The 23,253-nt window shown below is 73.6% G+C and carries 18 protein-coding genes; 8 read left to right on the forward strand and 10 right to left on the reverse strand.

What is annotated here, in order from left to right; all coding sequences use genetic code 11:
• The first annotated feature begins 21 nt into the window (after positions 1–21).
• On the forward strand, positions 22–1,584 hold the full coding sequence (locus tag D5H75_RS10550; RefSeq protein WP_119926215.1) for a potassium/proton antiporter: 1,563 nt from the start codon (positions 22–24) through the stop codon (positions 1,582–1,584).
• A gap of 21 nt (positions 1,585–1,605) precedes the next feature.
• Here the strand turns inward: D5H75_RS10550 and D5H75_RS10555 are convergent, their stop codons facing one another.
• The 3 genes from D5H75_RS10555 to D5H75_RS10565 all read right to left on the reverse strand — a co-directional run bounded on the left by D5H75_RS10555 (position 1,606) and on the right by D5H75_RS10565 (position 4,993).
• The gene (locus D5H75_RS10555) at positions 1,606–2,805 is read right to left on the reverse strand and encodes an MFS transporter (protein ID WP_202638029.1); all 1,200 of its coding nucleotides are present in this window, start codon (positions 2,803–2,805) and stop codon (positions 1,606–1,608) included.
• An 836-nt stretch (positions 2,806–3,641) separates the two neighbouring features.
• On the reverse strand, positions 3,642–4,559 hold the full coding sequence (locus D5H75_RS10560) for an NAD-dependent epimerase/dehydratase family protein (protein ID WP_119926216.1): 918 nt from the start codon (positions 4,557–4,559) through the stop codon (positions 3,642–3,644).
• Positions 4,556–4,993 (reverse strand): hypothetical protein, encoded by a 438-nt coding sequence (locus tag D5H75_RS10565; protein WP_119926217.1) that lies wholly within the window; start codon positions 4,991–4,993, stop codon positions 4,556–4,558. The genes D5H75_RS10560 and D5H75_RS10565 overlap by 4 nt, the downstream gene beginning before the upstream one ends.
• A 155-nt stretch (positions 4,994–5,148) precedes the next feature.
• Between D5H75_RS10565 and D5H75_RS44025 the strand changes: the two genes are divergently transcribed.
• Positions 5,149–7,473 (forward strand): tetratricopeptide repeat protein, encoded by a 2,325-nt coding sequence (locus D5H75_RS44025; protein WP_119926218.1) that lies wholly within the window; start codon positions 5,149–5,151, stop codon positions 7,471–7,473.
• Between the two features lie 211 nt (positions 7,474–7,684).
• Here the strand turns inward: D5H75_RS44025 and D5H75_RS10575 are convergent, their stop codons facing one another.
• Positions 7,685–8,455, reverse strand: a complete 771-nt coding sequence (locus tag D5H75_RS10575; protein WP_119926219.1) for an SDR family oxidoreductase — start codon at positions 8,453–8,455, stop codon at positions 7,685–7,687.
• Between the two features lie 131 nt (positions 8,456–8,586).
• Between D5H75_RS10575 and D5H75_RS10580 the strand changes: the two genes are divergently transcribed.
• The gene (locus D5H75_RS10580) at positions 8,587–8,820 is read left to right on the forward strand and encodes a hypothetical protein (RefSeq protein WP_119926220.1); all 234 of its coding nucleotides are present in this window, start codon (positions 8,587–8,589) and stop codon (positions 8,818–8,820) included.
• Between the two features lie 221 nt (positions 8,821–9,041).
• Here the strand turns inward: D5H75_RS10580 and D5H75_RS10585 are convergent, their stop codons facing one another.
• Positions 9,042–10,577: a dolichyl-phosphate-mannose--protein mannosyltransferase gene (locus tag D5H75_RS10585; RefSeq protein WP_119926564.1), complete on the reverse strand. Its 1,536-nt coding sequence runs from the start codon at positions 10,575–10,577 to the stop codon at positions 9,042–9,044.
• Positions 10,578–10,851: 274 nt separating this feature from the next.
• On the opposite strand from D5H75_RS10585, the gene rsmI reads away from it, so the two are divergent.
• Together rsmI and D5H75_RS10595 are read left to right on the forward strand one after the other, a co-directional pair.
• Positions 10,852–11,694: a 16S rRNA (cytidine(1402)-2'-O)-methyltransferase gene (rsmI, locus tag D5H75_RS10590; RefSeq protein WP_119926221.1), complete on the forward strand. Its 843-nt coding sequence runs from the start codon at positions 10,852–10,854 to the stop codon at positions 11,692–11,694.
• Between the two features lie 37 nt (positions 11,695–11,731).
• Positions 11,732–13,183, forward strand: a complete 1,452-nt coding sequence (locus tag D5H75_RS10595; RefSeq protein WP_119926222.1) for a DUF2079 domain-containing protein — start codon at positions 11,732–11,734, stop codon at positions 13,181–13,183.
• 90 nt (positions 13,184–13,273) lie between these two features.
• On the opposite strand, the gene D5H75_RS10600 is transcribed toward D5H75_RS10595, so the two are convergent.
• Complete coding sequence (locus tag D5H75_RS10600; protein WP_202638030.1) at positions 13,274–14,743, reverse strand: hypothetical protein; 1,470 nt, start codon at positions 14,741–14,743, stop codon at positions 13,274–13,276.
• A 265-nt stretch (positions 14,744–15,008) separates the two neighbouring features.
• Between D5H75_RS10600 and D5H75_RS10605 the strand changes: the two genes are divergently transcribed.
• The 3 genes from D5H75_RS10605 (at position 15,009) to D5H75_RS10615 (ending at position 19,015) form a co-directional block, all read left to right on the forward strand.
• Positions 15,009–16,271 carry a glycosyltransferase family 2 protein gene (locus D5H75_RS10605; protein ID WP_202638031.1) on the forward strand — a complete coding sequence of 421 codons (1,263 nt, stop codon included), beginning with the start codon at positions 15,009–15,011 and terminating at the stop codon, positions 16,269–16,271.
• 40 nt (positions 16,272–16,311) lie between these two features.
• The gene (metG, locus tag D5H75_RS10610; RefSeq protein WP_119926223.1) at positions 16,312–18,108 is read left to right on the forward strand and encodes a methionine--tRNA ligase; all 1,797 of its coding nucleotides are present in this window, start codon (positions 16,312–16,314) and stop codon (positions 18,106–18,108) included.
• A gap of 91 nt (positions 18,109–18,199) precedes the next feature.
• Positions 18,200–19,015, forward strand: coding sequence for a TatD family hydrolase (locus D5H75_RS10615; RefSeq protein WP_242454123.1), 816 nt, complete (start codon positions 18,200–18,202; stop codon positions 19,013–19,015).
• Positions 19,016–19,030: 15 nt separating this feature from the next.
• Here D5H75_RS10615 and D5H75_RS10620 read toward each other — a convergent pair whose 3' ends face one another.
• The 4 genes from D5H75_RS10620 to D5H75_RS10635 are packed head-to-tail and all read right to left on the reverse strand — an operon-like array spanning position 19,031 to position 23,243.
• Complete coding sequence (locus D5H75_RS10620; RefSeq protein WP_147425111.1) at positions 19,031–20,845, reverse strand: condensation domain-containing protein; 1,815 nt, start codon at positions 20,843–20,845, stop codon at positions 19,031–19,033.
• A complete protein-coding gene (locus D5H75_RS10625) occupies positions 20,842–22,116 on the reverse strand; it encodes an MFS transporter (RefSeq protein WP_119926225.1) in 1,275 nt (424 codons plus the stop codon). The genes D5H75_RS10620 and D5H75_RS10625 overlap by 4 nt, the downstream gene beginning before the upstream one ends.
• Before the next feature lie 37 nt (positions 22,117–22,153).
• Entirely contained in the window at positions 22,154–23,002 is an 849-nt protein-coding gene (locus D5H75_RS10630; RefSeq protein ID WP_119926226.1) for a fructosamine kinase family protein, read from the reverse strand.
• Positions 22,995–23,243 carry an acyl carrier protein gene (locus D5H75_RS10635; RefSeq protein ID WP_202638032.1) on the reverse strand — a complete coding sequence of 83 codons (249 nt, stop codon included), beginning with the start codon at positions 23,241–23,243 and terminating at the stop codon, positions 22,995–22,997. Before D5H75_RS10635 ends, D5H75_RS10630 begins: the two co-directional genes overlap by 8 nt.
• Between the last annotated feature and the right edge of the window lie 10 nt (positions 23,244–23,253).

Consider the following 23,253-nt stretch of genomic DNA (forward strand, 5'->3'; position numbering starts at 1 on the left):
TCTCCGACCCCTAGGTGTCGCGTGGAGAAGCTCAACCTCGCCCTGCTCATCGGTGCCGCCGCCATCATCGTGGCGATCGCGGCGGTGCGCGTGGCGCACCGGATCGGGCTGCCCGGTCTGCTGGTGTACCTGGCGCTGGGGTTGCTGCTGGGCGAGTCGGCGCTGGGCATCCCGTTCGAGGACGCCGAGCTGACCCACCACCTGGGCCTCGTCGGGCTGGCGGTGATCCTGGCCGAGGGCGGCATCACCACGAGCTGGTCGAAGGTCAAACGCGCGATGCCCGCCGCGCTCGTGCTCGCCACCGTGGGCGTGCTCGTCAGCATCGCCGTCGTCGCGGTCGCCGTACGCTCGCTGCTCGGCGCGTCGTGGCAGGTCTCCCTGCTCATGGGCGCGATGCTGGCCTCCACGGACGCGGCGGCGGTGTTCTCGGTGCTGCGCCGGCTGCCGCTGCCGCCCCGGCTCGCGGGCGTGCTGGAGGCGGAGTCGGGCTTCAACGACGCCCCCGCCGTGATCATCGTGACGCTGCTCAGCGCGCAGGTCATCCCCGCGCCGTCCATCGTCTCGGTGGCGTCGGAGATCCTGCTGGAGATCGCGATCGGGGCGGCGGTCGGCCTCGTCGTGGGCCCCGTGGGCGCGTACGCGCTGCGCCGGGTCGCGCTGCCCGCGTCCGGCCTGTACCCGATCGCCGTGCTCGCGCTGGCGTTCGGGGCCTACAGCCTGGCCGCGGTCCTGCACGGGAGCGGCTTCCTCGCGGTCTACATCGCGGCGCTGATCCTGGGCAACGCCCGGCTGCCGCACCGGCCCGCCACCCGGGGGTTCGCCGAGGGCGTCGGCTGGCTGGCCCAGATCGGCCTGTTCATGCTGCTCGGCCTGCTGGCCAGCCCGGCCGAGCTGCCTCCGGTGATCGTGCCCGGCCTGGTCACCGGCTGCGCCCTGGTCCTGCTGGCCCGGCCGATCTCGGTGGCGGTGTCCGCCCTGGTCCTGCGGGCGGTCGCGGCGAGCGTGCGGCTGGTACGGCCACCGGGCCTGGTGCTGCGCCTGGTCCGGCCGGAGGTGGTCGGCCTCACCTGGCGTGAGCAGGCGTTCCTGTCCTGGGCGGGGCTGCGGGGCGCGGTCCCCGTCGTGTTCGCCACGGTTCCCCTGGCCGAGGGCGTGCCCGGCGCGAAGGAGCTCTTCAACCAGGTTTTCGTGATCGTCCTGGTCTTCACCGTCCTGCAGGGCCCCACCCTGCCCTGGGTGGCCCGCCGCCTGGGCGTGGTGGCCCCCGCCGAGGCGCGCGAGCTCGACGTCGAGGCCGCCCCCCTCGAAGAGCTCAAGGCCGATCTCCTCCAGATGCGCGTCCCCCCGCGTTCCCGCCTCCACGGCGTCGAGATCTTCGAGCTCCGTCTCCCGCAGGGCGCCAACGTCACCATGATCGTCCGCAACGGCACCAGCTTCGTCCCCGACCAGGCCACCCGCATCCAGTCCGGTGACGACCTCCTGGTCGTCACCACCGCCAACTGCCGCCGCGAGACCGAGGCCCGCCTCCGCGCGGTGAGCCGCCGCGGCAAACTCGCCGGCTGGCACGGCGAGCACGGCGACTGACTGCGCCCGCCCGGGGGCGGGTCACCGGGCGGCGGAGAGGCCGCGCCAGGAGATGGCGGTGATGGCGGCCATGGTCAGGGCGGCCAGCCAGAAGGGGGCGGTGAGGGTGAGCTCCCGGGCGAGGACGCCGCCGAGGAGGGAGCCCACGGCGGCGCCGGAGGTCAGGGTCAGGCCGTAGGCGCCGCTCACACGGCCGAGGAGGTGGGCGGGGGCGGCCCGCTGGATCGCGGTGGTGGCGATCGCGCCCCAGATCATCGAGTGAGCGCCGAAGGCCGTGAGGATCACGGCGGCGGGCCAGGGGTGCGTGGTCACGGCCAGGCCCAGGTGGGTCGCGGTCTCGACGACGAGCCCGGCGCGGAGCAGGGCCGGCGCGCCGAACCTGGCCCGCAGGCGGCCCGTCACCGCGGTCCCGAGGAGACCGCCGGCCGCGAACGTGACGAGCAGGACGCCGTACCCCATCTCCGTCAGGCCCAGCCGATCCCCGGCGTACAGGACGAGCACCGCGAACGCGGCGCACAGCACGACGTTCGCCGCGCCCATGGCGACCGCGAGCGTCCGCAGGAGCGCGTCGCCCCACAGCGCGCGCAGCCCCGTGGCGACGTCCTCGCGCAGGCGGGCGCGGGGCGGGACGGGCCGGTCGCGGTCCGGGCGCATCGTGGCGACCAGCAGCGCCGCCGTGGCGAAGGTCAGCGCGTCGAACCCGAACGGCAGCGCCGCCGCCGTCACGAACAGGAACGCCCCGAGCGGCTTGGCCAGGAACTGGTTCCCGAGCGTGAACGTGGCCATCAGCCGGGTGTTTGCCGAGGTCAGCCGCTCGGCGGGCACGATGCGCGGCAGGTGGGCCGCGGCGGCGGTGTCGGCGATCGTCTCCCCGGTCCCGAGCACGAAGAGCACGGCGTACACGAGCGGGACGGTCACCGCGCCGGCCGCGATCGTGAGCGCCAGCGCGCCGAGGGCCGCGGCGCGGGCCAGGTTCGCCCCGACGATCAGGCGGCGGCGGTCCATCCGGTCCGCGTAGACCCCGCTGACCAGGGAGAACAACAGCCAGGGGAGTTGCTGGGCGAACGCCGCCCCGGCGACCGCCGCCGGGTCGCGGGTGAGGGAGGCCATGAGCAGCGGCCCGGCGACGAGGGTGACCCCGTCGCCGAGGTTGGAGACCGCCGAGGCGGCCCAGAGCTTGCGGAAGTCCGCGCCGAGCGGCGCGGGCGTGCGGATCCGCACGGGAAACACTCCTCGCGTGAGCGGACGGTCCAGGGACGGGCGAGGACCGCTACGGCGCGCGGGAGCGAAGACAGACCGGGCCGGGTCATACGTCTGACCGCTCAGGTCATACGTCTGACGGGTGGCGTGGGCTCAGGCCGTACGCCGTGGGGCGGGGCGCTCCGGCGCCGAAGCGGGGGCGGGGGCGGTGCCGTGGCGCATCGAACCTCCCGGAGCGCGGGGACGTGTCGTCATGACGTGTCGTCATGGGGAGGCTAACCGGGGGCGGCGCGGGGGATCGAGGGGTTTTCGCGGGGGGCGGGACGGGGAGAACCAGGCTCGTGTGCCGCCGGAAGGTCCGGGTCCGACCGGCGGCGTCAGATCCGGCCGTGTCGTAAATTGACGCGATGGGTGAGGGTGAGCGCGAGGGAATAGCCATTTGAAAAACGCTGGACTTTCGCGGCCCCCGGCCGGTTCCCCAGTGGGTCGCGAGGCTCTGTCATGCGCGCTTTCCTTCCGCAATATCCCGGTTTGACCAGTGCGTTCGCCAGCCCTGAGAGGATCTCCAGTTTCGTCGATCAGCGCGTCAGCTAGATAACCCTCGCGGTTTGGACGGTAAGCATGACCCGGCGACAGGCGCTTTTTTCTTGACATGCCGCAGGGAGCTGCGACCATTCTTCTATTCGCTTTCTTGTCGCGCATTCCCGCGGGAGGGGAGGAAACCTTGAAGCGCATTGTCGTGCACAAGCCCGACGTCAAGCGGCTGGCCGGCGCGGCGACGACGGCCCACCCGGCCCCTCGTTGAGGCCGGGTGACGCACCGGGCCGGACCGTGCGCCGGCCCGGTGACCGCCCGACTCACAGGGCCGCCAGCCCCTCGCGCGCACTCGGGTACGCCGGAGCCCAGCCCAGTTCCTCGCGCGCCTTCGCGTTCGACAGCGCCACCCGCGTCCGGACCATCAGCGCGTGCATGTACGGCGTCGCCCGCAGCACCCACCCGGGCACCACCGGAGGCGGGGGCGCGCCGGCCGCGCGCGCCAGGGCCCGGATGTACTCGGCGAACTCCAGCGGTTCGTCGTCGCACACGTTGTACGCCTCCCCCGCGCGGCCCCGCTCCAGCGCCGCGACCGTCGCCGACGCGGCGTCGCGGATGTGGATCGGCGAGATCGTCCCGGAAGGCCGGGTCGCGGGCAGCCTGCGCCGCCGCGTCATCCTCAGCAGGTTCCGGGTGGCCGGCTCGGGCCCGTAGAACATGCCGTACCGCAGCGAGATCCCCTCGATCCCGTCCGCGCCGAGCACCTGCTCCTCGTTGGACCGCATCGAGTCCAGGTGCCGGTCGAACGCCCCGCCCTGCCGCACCCCGAACGGCCGCTCCTCCGTGACGAGCCCGGGGCCGAGGTCGCGGTAGCCGTACCCCAGGAAGAACGACTGCGTCACGAACCGCTTCGCGCCGACCAGCCGGGCGGCCCGCAGAAGGTTCGCGGTGCCGCGATCGCGCAGGTCGTCGGTGGCGTGGAGCGCGCGGTGGAACAGCGGCGCCCCGGTGATCGCCGTCGCCTGGTGGATCACCGCGTCCGCCGAGCGGCCCTCCAGCGCGGCCATCAGCCCCGCGCCGTCCATCATGTCCACGACCAGGCCGTCCGCGCCCGCCGCCGCCAGCGCGGCCACCCCGCGCTCGCTCCGCGTCAGGCCGGTCACCTCGTGGCCCGCCGCGATCAGCAGGGGGACCAGTTCCTTGCCGAGCGTGCCGGTCGCCCCGGCCAGCAGGATCCTCATGCCGCCGCCTCCTTCGTCTCGTCCGTGCCCGGCACGGCCGCGCGGCGCCGCCGCACCGCGCGCAGCCGTACGACCAGGCCCGCCAGTGCCACCAGGGAGAACGCGCCGAGCAGCCACGGGTCGGTGCTCTTGCCGCCCAGGTCCAGGTCCAGCGCGTGGTTCACCGCGTGGAAGCTGTTCGTGAACAGGAATCCCGCGAGCACGACCGCGATCACGTCGCGCCACCACAGCGCGCAGAGCATCATGAGCCCGATGCCGATCTGGAACACGCCCGCGTCGTGCAGGAAGTGCTCGTGGTTGGGCCAGTTCGTGAACTCGGCGAAGCCCGCCGGGTCCACCCGCGCCCAGACGCCCGAGAACAGCATCGTCGCCGCGGCCACCACGACGGCGGCGCGCACGAATCCGGTCGCCCGGTTCCCGCTGCGATCGTCCATGGTCACTCTCCCCTCGATCTCGACACAGGCAAGAGAGGACGGCCCGCCGTAACGTGACATGCCGGGCGCGTGAGGCGCGTCACACTGTGCCGTTGACACCCCGTATCGGACTGGCAGCATCGAGAACGCACCCACCGCGCAGCCCGGGAGCGCCCGTGACCGTCACCCACCACATCGTCAGCGGCCGCACTCGCCGAGAGCGGGAGAGCGTCATCGCCTCCCTGCACGCGCCCCCGCCGCTGATCCCGCCCGTGGACGCTCACGCCCGGCTCCGCGGCCCCTTCACCGCGGGCGGGTCGATCGTCCGCGCCCTGGTCCCGCGCCTCCTCCGTGCGGCCCCGGAGCTGGTGCGCGCGCACGACCTGGAGATCCGCTGGGTGGCCCCCGAGCTGCGCCCCCTGGTGCCCCCCACCCGCGAGACGCTGTTCGAGCGGATCCCGCTCGCCGACCGCACCCGCATCCACTCCCGGTTCCGCTCCGCCCGTGTCTCCCACGGCCTGGCCGACCTGCTGCGCGACCTGCCCGCCGACGGGTCCCCCCGGTCCCTGGTCGTCGAGAACACCCACGCCGCCGACCCCACCGACCGAGAGCTCCTGGAGATCCTCCTCCGCCGCCTCGACCCCGCCCGGCTCACGCTCGTCCTCGCCGGGGCCGTCCCCTTCCCGGCCGGCCGTGCCCCCGTCACCGCGCACGCCGCCGCCCCGTCCCGCGAGCCCGCGGCCGTACGGCTGGGCGGCCGCGCGCACGGAGCGGACGGCGCGAGCGGAGCGCACGCGGCGGACGGAACGCTCGGAACGGGCGGAGCGGACGGGTCCGCCGGGGTGGAGGGCGGCGCGGCGTCCGGGGACGAGGCTTCGCCTGGCCCGGCCGACGGAGCCGGCGGCGTGCCCGCCCCCTCGGGCGGGGTGTGGGCCGTGCCGTCCGGGCGTGGGCCGCGGCCGGGGGACCGCGAGGCCACCAGGGAACCGGCAAGGCGGGCCGTGGCCGCCGACCTCACCGAGGACGACCTCACCGAGGACGACTTCACCGGGGACGACCTCACCGGGGACGGCTTGACCGGGGACGTGACCGGGGACGGCGGGCTCGCGGCGCTGCGGGCGCTCGACGAGAAGGAGCGCGCGGCGCTGCACGACGCCCGCGCCGACGAACTGGCGGCGGGGGAGTGGACCTGGCGGCTCGGCGCGATCCCCTGGCACCGGTGGCACGGCTCCGACCCGGTGGCGGCGGTCGAGGCGCTGCTGGTCGCCCAGGAACACTGCTACGCGCACGCCTTCCACGATGCCTGCCTGGAGTTCGGGCTGCGGGGACGGGAGCTCGCGGCGTACGGCGGGGCGGACTGGTGGCGGTTCACCAAGCGGGCGGCGCTGTCGCTGACGATGCTGGGGCGGACGCGGGAGGCCGAGGAGCTGTACACCGAGGCGCGGGAGGCGTCGGACGACCCGGCGGTGCACCACGTGGCCGGGTACGAGATCGCGATGCTCTACGCCCGGCACCACGAGCCCGGGCGTCATGACTACGCGCGGGCGACGGCCGAGGTCAACGCGGCGATCGCGATCGCCTCGCTGCTGCCGGACCCGCACGACCGGGCGTTCCACGAGGTCTTCTACCGGAACGGCCGCGCGTTGATCCAGATGCGCCGGGGGGACGCCGAGGGCGCGCTGCGGGCCGTGGAGGAGGGGATCGCGCGCATGGACGCCGCGCTGCCGCCCGGCAGGCACGACCTGGACCGCTGCACACTGCTGTCCAACCGGGCGCGGCTGCTGACCATGCTGGGCCGGCCCGAGGAGGCGGTCGCCGCCTACGACGCGCTGCTCGCGGTGGACCCCGACTACGCCGAATACCACTTCGACCGGGCCGGGCTGCTGCACCGCCTGGGCCGCCACGCCGAGGCCCTGGCCGGGTACGACGAGGCGGTACGGCTCGGCCCGCCGTTCCCCGAGATGCACCACAACCGGGCGCTGCTGCGGCAGGCCCTGGGCGACGAGGAGGGCGCGCTCGCCGACCTCGGGCGGGTGCTGGAGCTGGACCCCGGCTACGTGGACGCGTACGTGAACCGGGCCGGGCTGCGCGCGGCGGCGGGCGACCGCGCGGGGGCCGCCGCCGACATCGCCGAGGGGCTGTCCCTGGACCCCGGGAACCCCTATCTCATCTGCGTGTGCGCCCAGCTCGCGGCCGACGCCGGAGACCGCGCGGCGGCGCGCGCCGACTTCGACCGGGCGCTCGCGGCGGCCCCCGACCTGGTCGCCGCGCTGGCCGGACGGGCCGCGCTGTCGCTGGACGAGGGCGACCCGGAGGCGGCGGTCGCCGACCTCACCCGGGCGCTGGCGGTCGCCGAGGACGCCGCCCTGCTCTACAACCGCGCCGTCGCCCACCGCGCCGCGGGCCGGCCCGCCGCCGCCCGCGCCGACCTGGCGCGCGCCCGCGAACTCGCCCCCGACGACCCCGACGTCCCCGCCCTGCTCGCCGCCCTGGACGCCTGACCCGCCGTCCCGCACTCCTGACCCGCCGCCCTGGACGCCTGATCGGCCGTCCTGGACGCCTGACCCGCCGCCGGTCCGCCCGGCCTGGCCGCCGCCTCCACCCGCGCCCCGCGACCACCGCGTCCGGTCACCGGCGGCCCGCCGTACGGCGTCCGGTCACCGGCGGCCCGCGTGCGGCGTCCGGGAGCGGCGGCGGGTCGCCGTACGGCACTCAGAGGTTGCCGCCGCCGGTGGCGTCCAGGGTGGTGCCGGTGACGAAGCGCCCCGCGGGGGAGACGGCGAAGGCGACCACGTCGGCGATCTCCTCCGGGGTGCCGACGCGGTTGAGCGCGGCGCGGCTCGCGGCGTACGCCTCGGCCTCCGCGTTCCCGCGCAGCCAGTCCGCGTTCACGTCGGTGTCGATGATCCCCGGCGCGACCGAGTTCACGGTGATCCCGCGCGGTCCGAGCTGCTTGGCGAGGTTCAGCGTCAGCAGTTCGAGGGCGCCCTTGGTCATGGCGTACGCGATGCCCTCGGGGAAGGCGATGCGGGAAACGCCCGAGGTGACGTTCACGACGCGGCCGCCGTCCCGCAGCCTCGGCAGCGCCGCCTGGACGATGAAGAACGGCGCGCGCACGTTCACCGCGAACACCCGGTCGTACCCCTCGGGCGTGACCTGCTCGATCGTGCCCGGCAGGCCGATCCCGGCGTTGTTCACCAGGATGTCGAGCCCGGGGTCGCCCCCCGCGTGCTCGCGCAGCCCCGCGTCCAGCCCCTCGAACAGCCTCTCCACGCCGTCTGCCGCTCCCAGCTCCGCCTGTACGGCGAAGGCGCGGCCGCCCGCCTCCTCGATCGTCGCGACGGTCTCCTTGGCGGCCGCCTCGTCCGTGCCGTAGTGGACCGCGACCAGCGCCCCGTCCCGTCCCAGGCGTACGGCGATCGCCCGCCCGATGCCCCGGCTCGCCCCCGTGACCAGCGCGACCTTGCCGTTCAGCTCTCCCATGACGCACCTCTCCAGATCTATAGTGATCGCTACAGAAAGAACCGTAGCAGGGTTTTTTAGCGATGACTACATAAAGGGGATCGTCACCCGGAGGTAAGTCGCAAACCTCATCAGGAGGGAAGAAGCGGGCGATGGCCAGATGTGACGTGTGCGGCAACGACTACGACAGGACCTTCGCCGTCCGCACGAGCGACGGCAGGGACTTCACCTTCGACAGCGTCGAGTGCGCGGCGAGCGCCATCGCCCCGGAGTGCGCCCACTGCGGCTGCCGGATCCTCGGCCACGGCGTCGAGACCCAGGAGGGCACGACGTACTGCTGCGCCGCCTGCGCCCGGCAGAGCGGCGCCGAGGCCATCCGCGCCTGACCGGCCTCGCGCCTGACCGGCCCCGCGCCTGACCGGCCCCGCGCCTGACCGGGCCCCGCGCGTGACCGGCCCCCGCGACAGGCCGGGCGCGCCGGCCCAGCCCGCGACCGGCGCGGGTCGCGACCGGCGCATGCCACGGCCCCGGGCGCGCGGGAGACGTCCCCGGAAAGCCGTACGGCCCGGCGCACGCGGGCGCCAGGCCGTACGGGGGGACGGGAGGGTCAGATCCAGCGGTTGAACCACATCCGCGAGACCCACTCCAGCCGGGGGATGACCTCGGCCGACAGGATCGGATACAGGTACCAGAAGTTGAGGATCACGAGGAGGGTGTACGCGCCCGCGATCGCGGCGCCGACGAACCGCCGCGTCGTCGGGGCGTTCGCCGGTCCGATGATCAGTCCCAGCGCGAGCACGATCGCCAGGATCAGGAACGGCAGCATCGGCAGCGCGTAGAACAGGAACATCGTCCGGTTGTTCACGATGGCGTACCAGAACCAGGGCAGCCACCCCGCGGCGTACGCCAGCAGGACCGCCCCGGCCCGCCAGTCGCGCGTGGCGAAGTACCACGCGATCATCGCGGCGAGCGCGGCGATGCCCGCCCACCAGATCGCCGGGGTGCCGATGCCGAGCACCGCGCGCGAGCAGGTGTCCACGTCGCAGCCGAGCTGGCCGCGCGTGGGCTGGGTGTAGAAGAACGCCACCGGCCGCGCCAGGATCGGCCACTCCCACGGCTCGGACATGTACAGGTGGCTCTTGGCCAGGCCGCCGTGGAAGTCCAGCGCCTGCCGCTGGTAGGAGTACCAGGACTGGAACGAGTCCACGACGAAGTGGAGCGGCCCCCCGGCGGTCGCGCGGTCCCAGTTGCGGCCGTATCCGCCGGCCGTGGCGAACCAGCCGGCCCAGGTCGCGGTGTAGGCGACGATCGAGATCGCCGCCATGCCGATCAGGGTGTACGGCGTGTCGCGGACGAGCGTGCCCAGCACGGGCCTGCGCAGTCCCGCGGCGCGGCGCGCCCCCAGGTCCCAGAACAGCACGAGCAGCGCGAACGCCACCAGGTAGTAGGCCCCGCTCCACTTCACGCCGGTGGCCAGCCCCAGGCAGACCGCCCCGAGCAGCCGCCACGGCCGTGCCCCGAGGATCGGCCCGAGGTCGCTGGGCCGCCGGAGCTGGAGCGTGCTCTCGGCCCAGTCGGCGATCCGCCCCCGGCCCCGGTCGCGGTCCACGAGCAGGCAGGCGAACCCGGCCACGACCCAGAAGGTCAGGAAGACGTCCAGCAGCGCGAAGCGGCTCAGCACGAAGTGCAGGCCGTCCAGCGCCAGCAGCAGGCCGGCCAGGCAGCCGAGCAGCGTGGAGCGGGTCATCCGGCGCGCCGCCCGGGCCAGGATGAGCACGGTCAGCGTGCCGAACAGGGCCGCGGCGAAGCGCCACCCGAAGGGGTTCATCCCGAAGAGCCACTCGCCGAGCGCGATCATCCACTTGCCGAGCGGGGGGTGCACGACGTATTCGGCGCACTTCTCCAGCGGCTCCGGCGGGCACTTGAGGAAGATGTCCGTGTTGCCGGCGTTGAGCAGCTTGTCGGCGTCCTTGACCGAGTAGTGCTCGGTCCCGAACCTCAGCAGCCCGAGCCCGTTCTTGGCGTAGTACGTCTCGTCGAAGACGATCGAGTCCGGCTGGCCGAGGCGGGTGAACCGCAGCACCCCGGCGAACACGGCCACGAGGATCGGGCCCAGCCAGCCCCAGAGCACGCTGCCGCGCATCGGCGGCACGAGACGGTCGCGCAGGGACCGCCCCGGAGCCGTCGCGGGCCCCGTGCCGGGCTCCGCCGAGTACTCCGCCGCGTGATCCGCCGGGACGGGCGCGGGCGCGTCCTGGTGGTCCGCCTGCGGGTGAGAATCCGTCGCTGCCACCCGGCCATGGTACGGGGAGCGCCCCTCGCCATGGCCCTGACACGACCAGGCGGGCGAATGCCGCACAAGCAGGTGAGTGGTGGGTGAAGGCCCCCGCGCCCCCCGGATCGGGGAGGATGTGAGGGTGACAGAGACAGGGAGACTGGTGCTGGCCGGGGCCCCGATCGGGCAGGCCGAGGACGTGTCGCCGAGGCTGCGCGCGGCGCTCGCGGGCGCCGACGTGATCGCCGCGGAGGACACCCGGAGGCTGCGCCGCCTGGCCGCCGACCTCGGGGTGACGATCGGCGGCCGGATCGTCTCCTACTACGACGCCAACGAGGCCCAGCGCGCCGCCGAGCTGCTGGAGGACCTGCGCGAGGGCCGCGAGGTGCTGGTGATCACCGACGCGGGCATGCCCGGCGTGTCCGACCCCGGATACCGCCTCGTGCGCCTGGCCGTGGACGCGGGCGTGCGCGTGACCGCCCTGCCCGGCCCGTCCGCCGTGACCACCGCCCTGGCCGTCTCGGGGCTGCCGAGCGACCGCTTCACCTTCGAGGGCTTCCCGCCGCGCAAGCCCGGCGAGCGCGCCCGCCGCCTGGCCGAGCTGGCGCGGGAGCCGCGGACGATGGTCTTCTTCGAGGCCCCGCACCGCCTGGCCGCCGCGCTCGCCGCGTTCGCCGAGGCGTTCGGCCCGGACCGGCAGGCCGCCGTGTGCCGCGAGCTGACCAAGACCTACGAGGAGGTGCGCCGGGGCCCGCTGGCCGAGCTGGCCGAATGGGCCGGGGCCGGGGTCAAGGGCGAGATCACCCTCGTCGTCGCCGGATACGCCGGGAGGGGCCCGGTCCCCGTCGAGGACCTGGTGCCCGAGGTGGCCGCGCTGGAGGAGACCGGGGTGCCCCGCAAGCAGGCGATCGCCGACGTGGCCAAGGCCGCCGGAGTGCCCAAGCGCGAGCTGTACGACGCCGTCCACCGCGAACCCAGGCGGTAATCTGCCGGCGGGGTTCACGGGGCGGTGAGGAGGCGGGGTGGCTGTCGCGGGTACGGCGAAGCGGGGCGGGGGCGAGGCGGCGCCTCCGCGGACGGGATCCGACGCCCGGGTCGTCGGGCTGATCACGCTGGCCGCCGCCGCGCTCTACGCGGGGGTCGGACTGCTCCAGTTCACCGCGTTCCGGGCCGGCACGTACGACCTGGTCATCTTCGACCAGGCCATCCGGTCGTACTCCCGGTTCGAGTCCCCGGTGTCGATCGCCAAGGGCGTGCACAACGAGTTCGGGCGGGACTTCCCGGTCCTCGGCGACCACTGGTCGCCCATCCTCATGCTCCTCGCGCCGCTGTACTGGCTCCATGACGGCCCGAAGACGCTGATCGTGGCCCAGGCCGTGCTGATCGCGGCCTCTATCCCCGTGGTCTGGGCCTTCGCGCGGCGGCGGCTGGGGAACCGCGCGGCGATCTTCGCCGCCGGGGCGTACGCCCTGTCCTGGCCGGTGGCCGAGGCGGTGGTCTTCGACTTCCACGAGGTGGCGTTCGCGCCGCTGCTGGTCGCGCTGATGATCGAGCGCTTCGACGCGGGCAAGGCGCGGTGGGGCCTGGCCGCGGCGGGCCTGCTGCTGCTCGTCAAGGAGGACATGGGCCTCCTGATCGCGGGCTACGGGCTGTACCTTCTCGCCGCGCGCCGCCAGTGGTGGCGGATGGGCCTGGTCTTCCTCGTCGGCGGCCTGGGCGCGGTCTGGATCGCCACCCGGCTGCTGATCCCCCTGTTCGGCGGGAAGGCCGACTACTACTGGGCGTACGGCAAGCTCGGGCCGGACATCCCGGGCGTCCTCGGCACGATGGTCACCGACCCGCTGCGCGCGATCGAGACCCTGGGCACGCCGCAGGCCAAGCTGTGGACGCTGGCCTGCCTCGGGGCGATGGTGCTGTTCGCGTGCCTGCTGTCGCCGCTCACGCTGGTCGCGCTGCCGCCGCTGGCCGCCCGCCTGCTCGCGGGCGACTTCCCCAACTGGTGGGGCACGCAGTACCACTACAACGCGTTCATCGTGGCCGTCCTGTTCCTCGCCGCGATCGACGGCACGTCCCGCCTGAGGGCGTACGGCGAGACCTGGGCCAAGGCGGTGCTCGTCGTGTCCGTCCTGCTCATGCCGTTCTTCGCGTACGGCAGGCTGGTGACCGACACGATCGTCGGCGACGACCGCCGGGGGGCCGCGCGCGCCGCGGTGGCCCAGGTCCCGTCGGGCGTCCTCGTCGAGAGCGCCAACCGCCTCGGCCCGGCCCTGTCCGCCCGGGCCCGGGTCCTGCTGTGGGACCGGACCCCCCGCTTCGCGCCCTGGGTCGTCGCGGACGTGAGCCGCCGCACGTTCCCGTTCAAGTCGGTGGAGGAGCAGCGCAACCGGGTGGACTTCCTGCGCCGCCACGGCTACAGGACCGTCTTCGAGCGCGGCGGCTACATCGTCCTGCGCACCACCCGCCCCGCCCGCTGACCCGCGGCGAGGCGGGACAGGGCCCCGATCGTGGTCGTGGTCCGCGGCCCGTGGCCCGCGTAGAGGTGGTGCCGCTCCCCGGGACGGCGGTCAGGGGGTGGGGATGAGCTCCTTAGGGGGAGCGGGCTCCACGACCGGCTCGGCGGGGGCGGCCCGGCGGCGCGTCAGCCGTACGGCCGGGACGCCGCGGCGCAGGGTGATCGCGGCGGCGAGGCACGCGAGGGGCACCGCGGGCAGCACGTAGCGGTAGTCGAACTCGGCGGTGGCGGCCGGCGCCAGGAGCAGGCCCACCGAGGCCAGCCAGGGCAGCAGGAGGGGACCGCCGAGGCGTCGCCAGCGCTGGACCAGGCCGGCCAGGCCGACCAGCAGGATTCCGCCGAGCAGGGTGCCGCGCAGGTAGACGTAATCCTGGTAGCTGCGCAGGAAGTCGGCCCAGGGGCTCACGATCGTGGTCCTGGCCCGGCCCTTCTCGTAGCTCACCATCTCCGAGGCCGCGCTCTTGCCGCCGTACAGCGCCCAGCCCGGCAGCGCCCGCTCCTTCACCCCGAACTCGTACTGCTCGTAGGTGGACGGGTCGGGGAAGACCTTGCGGTCCCACTGGAACGTGCGCAGGAAGTCACGCGCCGTCACCCGCAGGAAGTCGGCCGGCTGGGTGAGGATGGCCTGCCGCGCGAACTTGCCGGCCAGCTCGTTGTTCAGCTCGGTGAACCGGTAGCCGCCGTAGCGGTGGACCGGTGCCTCCTTGGACCACAGGTAGTACTGCGACAGCTTGCGCTTGTCCGGCGGGTCGGGGTTGCACAGCGGCACCAGCTCGGGCGGCGGCTTCATCTTGGCGCACTCGGCGAACGCCATCGTGCGCATGTAGAGGATGAGCCCGTCGCTGCCGGTCATGGCGAACTTCCCGTGAACGGCCTTGAACCAGCCCATGTACGCCACGACGGGGATGCCGCAGGCCAGCACGATCGCCAGGATCGGCCGCCAGCCCGCCCGCTTGACCAGCAGGTAGACGCCCACGAGCACGAGGATCGCCATGCCGATGGTCCGGGTGAGCGTGACCAGCGCGAGCAGCAGCCCGATCGCCACGCCCATCCTCACCGTCGGCTTGCGATGCCACAACAACAGGGTCACGACGCCGACGACGAGCAACGTGAACATCACGTCGGACAGCACGAGGTGTTCGAGCTGGATCTGGTAGGCGTCGAACAGCACCGGCAGGGTGGCCAGCGTCGCCCCCCAGCCGGGCAGCCCGAACCGGCGCCGGAGCAGGGCGTACATGAGGACGGCGATGCCCAGCCCCATCAGGTGCTGGGTGATCGCCACCAGCCCGAAGCTGTGGAACGGCTTGAGCAGCAGCAGCCAGAACCCGTATCCGTCGGGCCGGATCGGGTGCGGGCGCGGGTGCAACGCGACCGAGACGTACTCGTACGAGTCGTTGAACCACATCACCGGCCGGTAACCGAGCATGGCGACGACGCGCACGGCGGCGGCCAGGACCACGGCCACGGCGAAGACCCGGTGGCGACGCAGGTAAGCGCGTAGCTTGCCCCCGTTCACCCTCACCCGTCCTCCTAGGTCGTACCTGTGCGACACACGTTGCCACTGGTAGGTAACGTATGCGATTGGCCCCTAGCATGCCCGGTCGGGGGGACGCGCTGTGGGGCTTTTGAACTCAACGATGAGCCCCGCCGTGCATCATGTATAGACACAGCGACGTTTGATCGTGACCGGTCGAGGGTAGCCGCCCGCCATCTTGATTGCGCGCCCCGGCCGGGCTCCGGCAATGATCGCCGGTGCCCGGGAAGCCGGACAACGCAGAGGAGAAGACGTGGAACTGACCGTGGTCATGCCGTGTCTCAACGAGGCCGAGACCGTGGAGACGTGCGTCCGCAAGGCGATCGCCTGCATGAAGGAGCACGGGATCGACGGCGAGGTCGTCATCGCGGACAACGGGAGCACCGACGGTTCCCAGCAGCTCGCGCGAGACGCGGGCGCCCGCGTCGTGCACATCGAGGCCAAGGGGTACGGCAACGCCCTGATCGGCGGCATCCGCGCGGCGCGCGGCCGCTACGTGATCATGGGCGACGCGGACGACTCCTACGACTTCACGGCGCTCATGCCGTTCGTCGAGCAGCTCCGGGACGGCGCGGACCTCGTGATGGGCAACCGCTTCAAGGGCGGCATCGCCCCCGGCGCGATGCCCCCGCTGCACCGCTACCTCGGCAACCCGGTCCTGTCGTTCGTCGGCCGGCTGTTCTTCCCCAGCAAGATCGGCGACTTCCACTGCGGCCTGCGCGGCTTCCGGCGCGACTCGATCCTGAAGCTGGGCCTGCAGACCGGCGGCATGGAGTTCGCCTCGGAGATGGTGGTCAAGGCCACGCTCCAGGGCCTGGACGTGCGCGAGGTGCCGACGACGCTCTCGCCCGACGGCCGCTCCCGCCCGCCGCACCTGCGCTCCTGGCGCGACGGCTGGCGTCACCTGCGCTTCCTGCTCCTCTACAGCCCCCGCTGGCTGTTCTTCATCCCCGGCCTGGCGATGATGATCGTCGGCCTGCTCGCCAGCGCCGCGCTGGTCACCGGCCCGGTCACGATCGGCGCGCTGGCCTTCGACGTGGACACCCTGGTCGGCACCGCCGCCCTGGTGGTGATCGGCTTCCAGGCGGTGCTGTTCGCGCTGTTCACCAAGGTCTACGCGGCCGAGGAGGGCTTCCTGCCCGAGGACAAGCGCGTGCGCCGGCTGGTGGACATCATGACCCTGGAGAAGGGCCTGATCATCGGCGGCCTGCTGGCCCTCGCCGGGCTGGCGGGCCTGGTCGCCTCCCTGTTCCACTGGCAGGTCAACAACTTCGGCGAGCTGAACCCCCGCTGGTCGCTGCGCCTGGTCGTGCCCTCGGCCACCGCGCTCATCATGAGCTTCCAGACGATCTTCGCCGCGCTGTTCATCAGCATCCTGGGCATCCGCCGGACCCGCGAGACCCCTACCGACGTGGCGGCGAGCGCGGCGGAGGAGGCGGCTGAGGCCGTGCGCCGCGACGAGGCGGAGGAGAAGAAGACCGCTCAGGCCACTCCGGACACCCCGGCCGCCCGGTGATCCGGTCCGGGCTCCGGCTCACTCCCTCTAGGCTTGGTCCATGTCCTCGCACATCCTGACCGCCGTTGCCTGGCCGTACGCCAACGGCCCCCGCCACATCGGGCACGTCTCCGGATTCGGCGTGCCGTCCGACGTCTTCAGCCGGTACCACCGGATGGCGGGCAACAAGGTCCTGATGGTGAGCGGCACGGACGAGCACGGCACGCCCATCCAGGTGCAGGCCGAGAAGGAGGGGCTGACCGCCCGCCAGCTCGCCGACCGCTACAACCGGGTGATCGCCGAGGACCTCCAGGGCCTGGGCCTGTCCTACGACCTGTTCACGCGGACGACGACGCGCAACCACTACTCGATCGCGCAGGAGATCTTCAAGGGGCTGTACGCCAACGGCTACATCTTCGCGAAGACCGCGATGGGGGCGATCTCCCCGTCCACCGGACGCACCCTGCCCGACCGGTACATCGAGGGCACCTGCCCCCTCTGCGGTTACGACGGCGCGCGCGGCGACCAGTGCGACAACTGCGGCAACCAGCTCGACCCCGAGCAGTTGATCAACCCGCGGTCGCGGATCAACGGCGAGACCCCGGTCTTCGTCGAGACCGAGCACTTCTTCCTCGACCTGCCCGCCTTCGCCGACGCGCTCGGCACCTATCTGCAGAGCAAGCAGGGCCAGTGGCGGCCTAACGTCCTGAAGTTCTCGCTGAACCTGCTCGACGACCTCCAGCCCCGCGCGATCAGCCGCGACCTCGACTGGGGCGTGCCGATCCCGCTGGAGGGCTGGGAGGACCGCGGCGACAAGCGGCTCTACGTCTGGTTCGACGCGGTCGTCGGCTACCTGTCGGCGTCCATCGAGTGGGCCGCCCGCACCGGCGACCCCGACGCCTGGCGCGCCTGGTGGCAGAACCCCGACGCCCAGGGCTACTACTTCATGGGCAAGGACAACATCGTCTTCCACGCCGAGATCTGGCCGGCGATGCTCATGGGCTACAACGGCCAGGGCGACAAGGGCGGCCGCCCGGGCCCGCTCGGCGCGCTCAACCTGCCCACCGAGGTCGTGTCCAGCGAGTTCCTGACCATGGAGGGCCGCAAGTTCTCCTCCTCGCGCCAGGTCGTCATCTACGTCCGCGACTTCCTCGAGCGCTACGACGCCGACTCGCTGCGCTACTACATCGCCGCGGCCGGGCCGGAGACCCAGGACACCGACTTCACCTGGTCGGAGTTCGTCCGCCGCAACAACGACGAGCTGGTCGCCACCTGGGGCAACCTGGTCAACCGCTCGATCTCCTTCGCGGCCAAGAACATCGGCGCGATCCCCGGGCCCGGCGAGCTGACCGACGCCGACCGCGCGCTGCTGGAGCGCGGCCGCGCGGCCTTCGGGCGGGTGGGCGCCGAGCTGGAGCGCTCGCGCTTCAAGAACGCCATCGGCGAGACCTTCGCGGTGATCGGCGACGCGAACAAGTACCTCTCGGACCACGCCCCGTGGAAGCTCCGCGAGTCCGACCCCGAGCGGATGAGGACGATCCTGCACGTCGCCCTCCAGCTCGTCAGCGACGCCAAGTCCCTGCTCACGCCGTTCCTGCCCGCGTCCTCGACCAAGGTCCACGAGATGCTGGGCGGCGAGGGGCTGTGGACCGGCATGCCCGAGCTGCGCACGGTCTCCGAGCCCGACGGCCCCGACTACTCCGTCCTCATGGGCGACTACGACGGCCAGGCCCGCTGGGAGTCCGTCCCCATCACCCCGGGCACCCCGCTGGCCCCGCCGACGCCCCTCTTTCGGAAGCTCGACCAGTCGGTGGTAGACGAGGAGCTCCACCGCCTGGAGGGCGACCCGCGCGACTGACCCGGGCCCGGCCCCGCCGTACCCCTGCCGCATGCCCGCCGTACGCCCGCCTCGCGGGGAGCGGGGTGACGGGGGCGGATAGGTTGATCGGGTGAGTGAGACGACGTCTATCGAGGAGTTGCCGCCCGCGCCGGAGCCCCTGGCGCGGGAGGTGTTCGACAGCCACTGTCACCTGGACATCCAGAAGGTGGACGTGCCGGAGATGGTGGCGGCGGCGCGGGCCGTGGGGGTCCGGCGGCTGGTGACCGTCGGATACGACCTCCCGTCGTCGCGGTGGTGCGCCGAGGCCGGGCGGCTGTACGACGACGTGTACGGGGCCGTGGCGATCCACCCGAACGAGGCGCACACCGCCACCGACGAGGTGCTCGCGGAGATCGAGGAACTGGCCTCGCGGGACGAGGTCCGCGCGGTGGGGGAGACCGGGCTGGACTACTACCGGGACTGGTCCCCGGTGGAGGAGCAGCGCCGGGCCTTCCGGGAGCACATCGGCATCGCCAAGCGCACCGGCAAGGCCCTGGTGATCCACGACCGCGACGCCCACGACGACGTGCTGAAGGTCCTGGCCGAGGAGGGCGCCCCGGACAAGGTCGTCTTCCACTGCTTCTCCGGCGGCCCCGACCTGGCCCGCGCCTGCGCCGACGCCGGCTACTTCATGAGCTTCGCCGGCACCGTGACCTACAAGAACGCCCCCGCCCTGCGCGAGGCCGCCGCCATCGCCCCGCCCGAGCTCATCCTGGTCGAGACCGACGCCCCGTACCTCCCGCCCGTGCCGTACCGGGGCAAGACCAACGCCTCCCACCTCATCCCCCTCACGGTCCGCCGCATCGCCGAGGTGAAGTCCATGGACGAGGCCACCCTCTGCGAAGCCATCACCCGCAACGGCGAAGCGGTTTTCGGCCCCTGGTGACCGGCCGGAGGGGACTCAGCGCCGCCTCGTGGCCGGGGGCCCGGCGATGGCGCGCAGGGAGGTCGAGCTGAGCAGGTCCTCGGGGGTCACGTCGTCGCGGCCGTGCTCGCGGAGCCGCTCGCAGACCGCGCGCGTCTCGGGCGCGCCTCCGCCGATCTCGGCGTAGGAGGCGGACATGTCCGGCTCGGCCCCCGGATGGCAGGATGTGATGGCGGCGGCGAGCAGCCGTTCGTCCTCGCCCTCCGGAGCCCAGGCCAGGCGTTCGGTGCCCGGTCCCCGCAGCACCTGGCCGCCGCCCCGGACGGTGAACCAGTGGGGCGCGATCACGGACGCCGCGTGGTGCGCGGCGTCCAGCGCGGCGATCCGCAGGCGGGCGGGGGTCAGCGCGGGGTCGTCGGTCACGACGTCCGCGCGCAGCCGGGTCTCCCCGCCGATCGGCCGCGCGGTCACCGTCGCCCGCCGTACCCCCGGCACGGCCTCGATCGCCGCGGCGACCGCGTCCGTGTCGACCCAGCAGTGATCGGCGTACGCCCAGGCCGCGCCGTACCGCCGGGCCGGGAGCCGGAAGCGGCGGGCGAGATCGGCGAGGGGGAGCCGGGCGATCGCGGGATCGGCGGCCCAGGCTGTGAGCAGGCCCTCGACGCCCGTGAGGAGCGCGCGCGCCTGCGCTCCGTCGAAGATCGACGTGTGCCCCGTCAGGGTCAGGACGCAGCGGTCCGGCCGGCGGCGGACCCGGAGGTAGGCGTCCGCGTAGTCGTCCTCCCACGGGCACTCGCGGATGGTGAGCGAGGTCGGCCGGTCGGGCCCGCCGCCGGGTTCGGCCGATTCGGCGTAGTCCAGTGTCGGCGGGTTCCTGAACTGCACTCCCCGCGCGCGGCCCAGCAGCGCCCGGATCCTCCTCATCTCCCAGTAGGAGTACCGCGCGTGGCGGTGGCCGCGCGGGGACCGGGCCGCCGCCTCGTCCAGCGCCCGCGCCAGGCTGTCCTCCCGCGCGAGGCCGAGGCCGATCAGCGCGGGCTGGAACAGGCAGGCCACCGTCCCGCCGTTCGCCCGGTCGCGGTTGGCGAAGTTGGACAGGACGGGGACCCGGGGGTTGCCCGACCACGACGAGAGGCAGATGCCGAAGAGCGCGGTGAACACGACCGCCTGGCTCGTGCCGTGGCGCTCCGCCACCCGGGCCGAGGCCGCCCCGAGTACGGCCGAGTCCAGCTCGCATTCGACGTACGACGGGAAAGGCCCGCCGCGCCTCGGGCGGAACTGGGGGAAGAGGTGGCCGGGCATGGTCGTGAGGACGTCCTCCCAGTGACGCAGCGCCCGGGCGTTCCGCTCCGCGCTCTGCCGCCGGGCCAGGTCGGCGGGCCCGGCCCCGGCGACGGCCGGCCCGGCGAGGCCGCCGAGCAGCCCGGCGAACTCGCGCTTGAGCAGGACGGCGCTCCACCTGTCGATCGCGATGTGGTTGAACACCAGGACGAGCAGCTCGGGCCCGCCGGGGCCCGCCACCAGCCCGGCCCGCACCGGCAGATCCCGCTCCGGGTCCATCGGGGCGGCGGTGAGCGCGGCGACGACCTCCTCCCGCGTGCCCCCGTCGGCGAACTCGGGCAGGTACGGCGGGTGCACCCGCTGGTACGGGCGTCCGCCCGCGCCCCGGGGGTAGGTCGTGCGCAGGGACTCGTGCCTGGCGATCAGCTCCCCCAGCGCCGCCCGTACGGCGGGAGCGCCGGCCCCGCGCACGTCGAACTCGACGGCGATCTTCGGGCTGTCCACGGTGGGGAGCGGCACGTTGTGGATGAACCAGTACATCTCCTGCGACCACAGCAACGGGGCGTTCACGCGGCACCGCCCGGCACGGGGGAGGCGGCGGCGCGGAGCCCGCGCACCTCGGGGACGCACAGCAGGGCCGCGAAGGTGACGAGGCAGGTGACGGCGGAGACGGACAGCGCCGACCTGGCGCCGATCAGCTCGGCGACCGGCCCGCACAGCGCCTGGCCCGCCGGCGCGCTGACGATCGACCCGGCGACGTCGTAGGCGTGGACCCGGCTGAGCACCTCCTGCGGCACCTGCGTCTGGACCGCGGTGGACCACTGCACGCCCCAGAACGAGCTGGCCGCCCCCGCCGCCAGGAAGCAGCAGCCGGTGAGCCAGAGCGGCCAGCCCGCCGCGAGCGACAGCGCGTACGGCGGCATCGTGACGAGCATGAACACGGTGGCCACCGCGAGGGGGCGCGCGGGCCGCAGCCGCAGCGCGGCGAGCCCGCCGAGGATGCTCCCCGCCCCCATGGCCGTCAGCACGGCGGCGTACCCGTGGGAACCGGCCTCGGGGACGAGCAGCGCGGCGCCGAGCGGCCGCGCGGGACCCCACACCAGCAGGCCGTTCACCGCCCACACCAGGATCACCGCCCACAACCAGCGGCGCGAGGCGAACTCGCGCCAGCCGGTCCTGAGCCTGCGCCAGACGGGCTCCTCGTGGTCCCCGGCCGGGGGGAACTCCACCCGAAGCGCCAGCAGGCACAGGGCGCTGACCCCGAAGGTCGCCGCGTTGACGCCGAAGGCGGCCGCCGGGGACACCCACGCGATCAGGGCGGCGGCCGCGACGGGCCCGAGCAGGGAGGCCGTCGATTCGGCCGCCCGCAGTACGGCGTTCGCCCCGTGCACGTCGGCGGTGATCCGGGGGACCACCCCGGCCAGGCCCGGCTGGAACAGCGCGGTGGCCACGCCGTTCGCCGCGGCCAGCGCGAGGATCGCCCACAGCGGCGGCGCGCCGGCGGCGAACAGGGCGGCCAGCGTGCCGTGCCCCGCGAGCCGGGCCAGGTCGGCGGCGATCATCGCGCGCCGGGGGGTGACGCGGTCGGCCACCACCCCGCCGAAGACGACCAGCAGCGCCCACGGACCCACGTAGGCCGCCATGGCCTGGCCCAGCCCGGTCGCCCCGTGGCCGAGGGCGAGCATCCCGACGGCGAGGGCCACGGGGTACAGGGCGTCGCCGAACACCGAGGTCGTCCGGGCGGCGAGGTAGAGCCCGAAGTTCCCCGACCAGACGCCGGCCGTGGTTCTCCCGGACTCGGTTCTCCCGGACTCGTCGTACGACGTCGTGCCCGTGCGCACAGGCGGCCCTCCGCGTGATGAGGGGGTGGATGAGTGGTTACGCGAAGCGGTGCAGGATCTTCCGGATCTGTGCGAGACAGCCGCGGCCGGGTCCCAGATGGGCGAGGACGCTGAGGAGTTCGCGCAGGTTGAGCAGGGGCATGCGCTCCCGCCACCCGTCCGGCAGCGGGCTGATCTCCTGGTAGGCGTCGAAGAAGCGCCCGGGCACGCCGCCGGTGCAGTAGATCATGCTCAGGTCGGTCTCGGCCCACATCCAGCAGACCGCCGGGTCGATGAAGACCGGCTCGCCCGCCGCCGTGGCGACCAGGTTGCCGCGCCAGAGGTCGCCGTGGGTCAGCACGCAGGGGGCCGGGGGGAGCAGCACGGGGAGGCGGGCGCAGAGCCGTTCCAGCCTGGCCCGGTCGTCCGCGTCCAGCGCCTGGCGGACGCGTGGCTCGTCGAGGTAGCGGAGCAGCCGGTGGGCGGCGAAGAAGGCGAAGCCGTCCCCGGCCCAGGCGTTGCGCTGGCGGAGCAGCCCCAGCCAGCCGTCCCGCCCCCAGCCGAAGCGGTCTCCCCGGACCGCGTGGATGCCGGCGGTGGCCCGGCCCGCCGCCTCCCAGAACTCGTCGGCGTCGGGGAGCCCGGATTCCAGCCCTTCGAGGAGCAGGTGGCGGGGGCCGACCTCGATCACGTCGGGGGTGCGCACGCCCGCCCGCGCGCGCAGCTCCCGCAATCCCTCGGCCTCGATCTCGAACAGGTCGGGCGGCACCCGGTCGGAGGCCTTCAGCACCATGCTCCGGCCGCCGGTCGTGGTCACCCGCCAGACGTGGTGGGCGAAGCCGCCGCCGAGGGGCTCGGCGCGGGCCACGTCGCCGACGTACGCCGAGGGGTCGGGCCTCTCATCCATGGACGCGCAGCTCCGACAGGGCGCGCCAGAGCGTCTCGGCCGAGTGGAACGTGGAGCGCACCAGCAGGCCGTCGGGGAACGTCACCCCGAACCGCTGCTCCAGGTCCACCACGAGGTTGACCGCGCCCAGGGAGTCCAGGCCGTAGTCGGCGAGGGGGGCGTCGAAGACGATCGCCCAGGATGCGGGGATGCCCAGGCTCTCGCGGAGCACGGTCTCGAAGTCCTCGTCGGGAAAGCTCACAGTCGTCCCC

It is taken from the genome of Bailinhaonella thermotolerans (genome assembly GCF_003594875.1).
GTDB classification, from domain to species: Bacteria; Actinomycetota; Actinomycetes; order Streptosporangiales; family Streptosporangiaceae; genus Bailinhaonella; species Bailinhaonella thermotolerans.

Excerpts from the sequence above, each read along its gene's own strand:
- D5H75_RS10560 (WP_119926216.1), bottom strand. The coding sequence starts at position 4,559 with ATGAGGATCCTGCTGGCCGGGGCGACCGGCACGCTCGGCAAGGAACTG.
- D5H75_RS10565 (WP_119926217.1), bottom strand. The coding sequence starts at position 4,993 with ATGGACGATCGCAGCGGGAACCGGGCGACCGGATTCGTGCGCGCCGCC.
- D5H75_RS10575 (WP_119926219.1), bottom strand. The coding sequence starts at position 8,455 with ATGGGAGAGCTGAACGGCAAGGTCGCGCTGGTCACGGGGGCGAGCCGG.
- D5H75_RS10580 (WP_119926220.1), top strand. The coding sequence starts at position 8,587 with ATGGCCAGATGTGACGTGTGCGGCAACGACTACGACAGGACCTTCGCC.
- D5H75_RS10585 (WP_119926564.1), bottom strand. The coding sequence starts at position 10,577 with ATGCGCGGCAGCGTGCTCTGGGGCTGGCTGGGCCCGATCCTCGTGGCC.
- metG (WP_119926223.1), top strand. The coding sequence starts at position 16,312 with ATGTCCTCGCACATCCTGACCGCCGTTGCCTGGCCGTACGCCAACGGC.
- D5H75_RS10630 (WP_119926226.1), bottom strand. The coding sequence starts at position 23,002 with ATGGATGAGAGGCCCGACCCCTCGGCGTACGTCGGCGACGTGGCCCGC.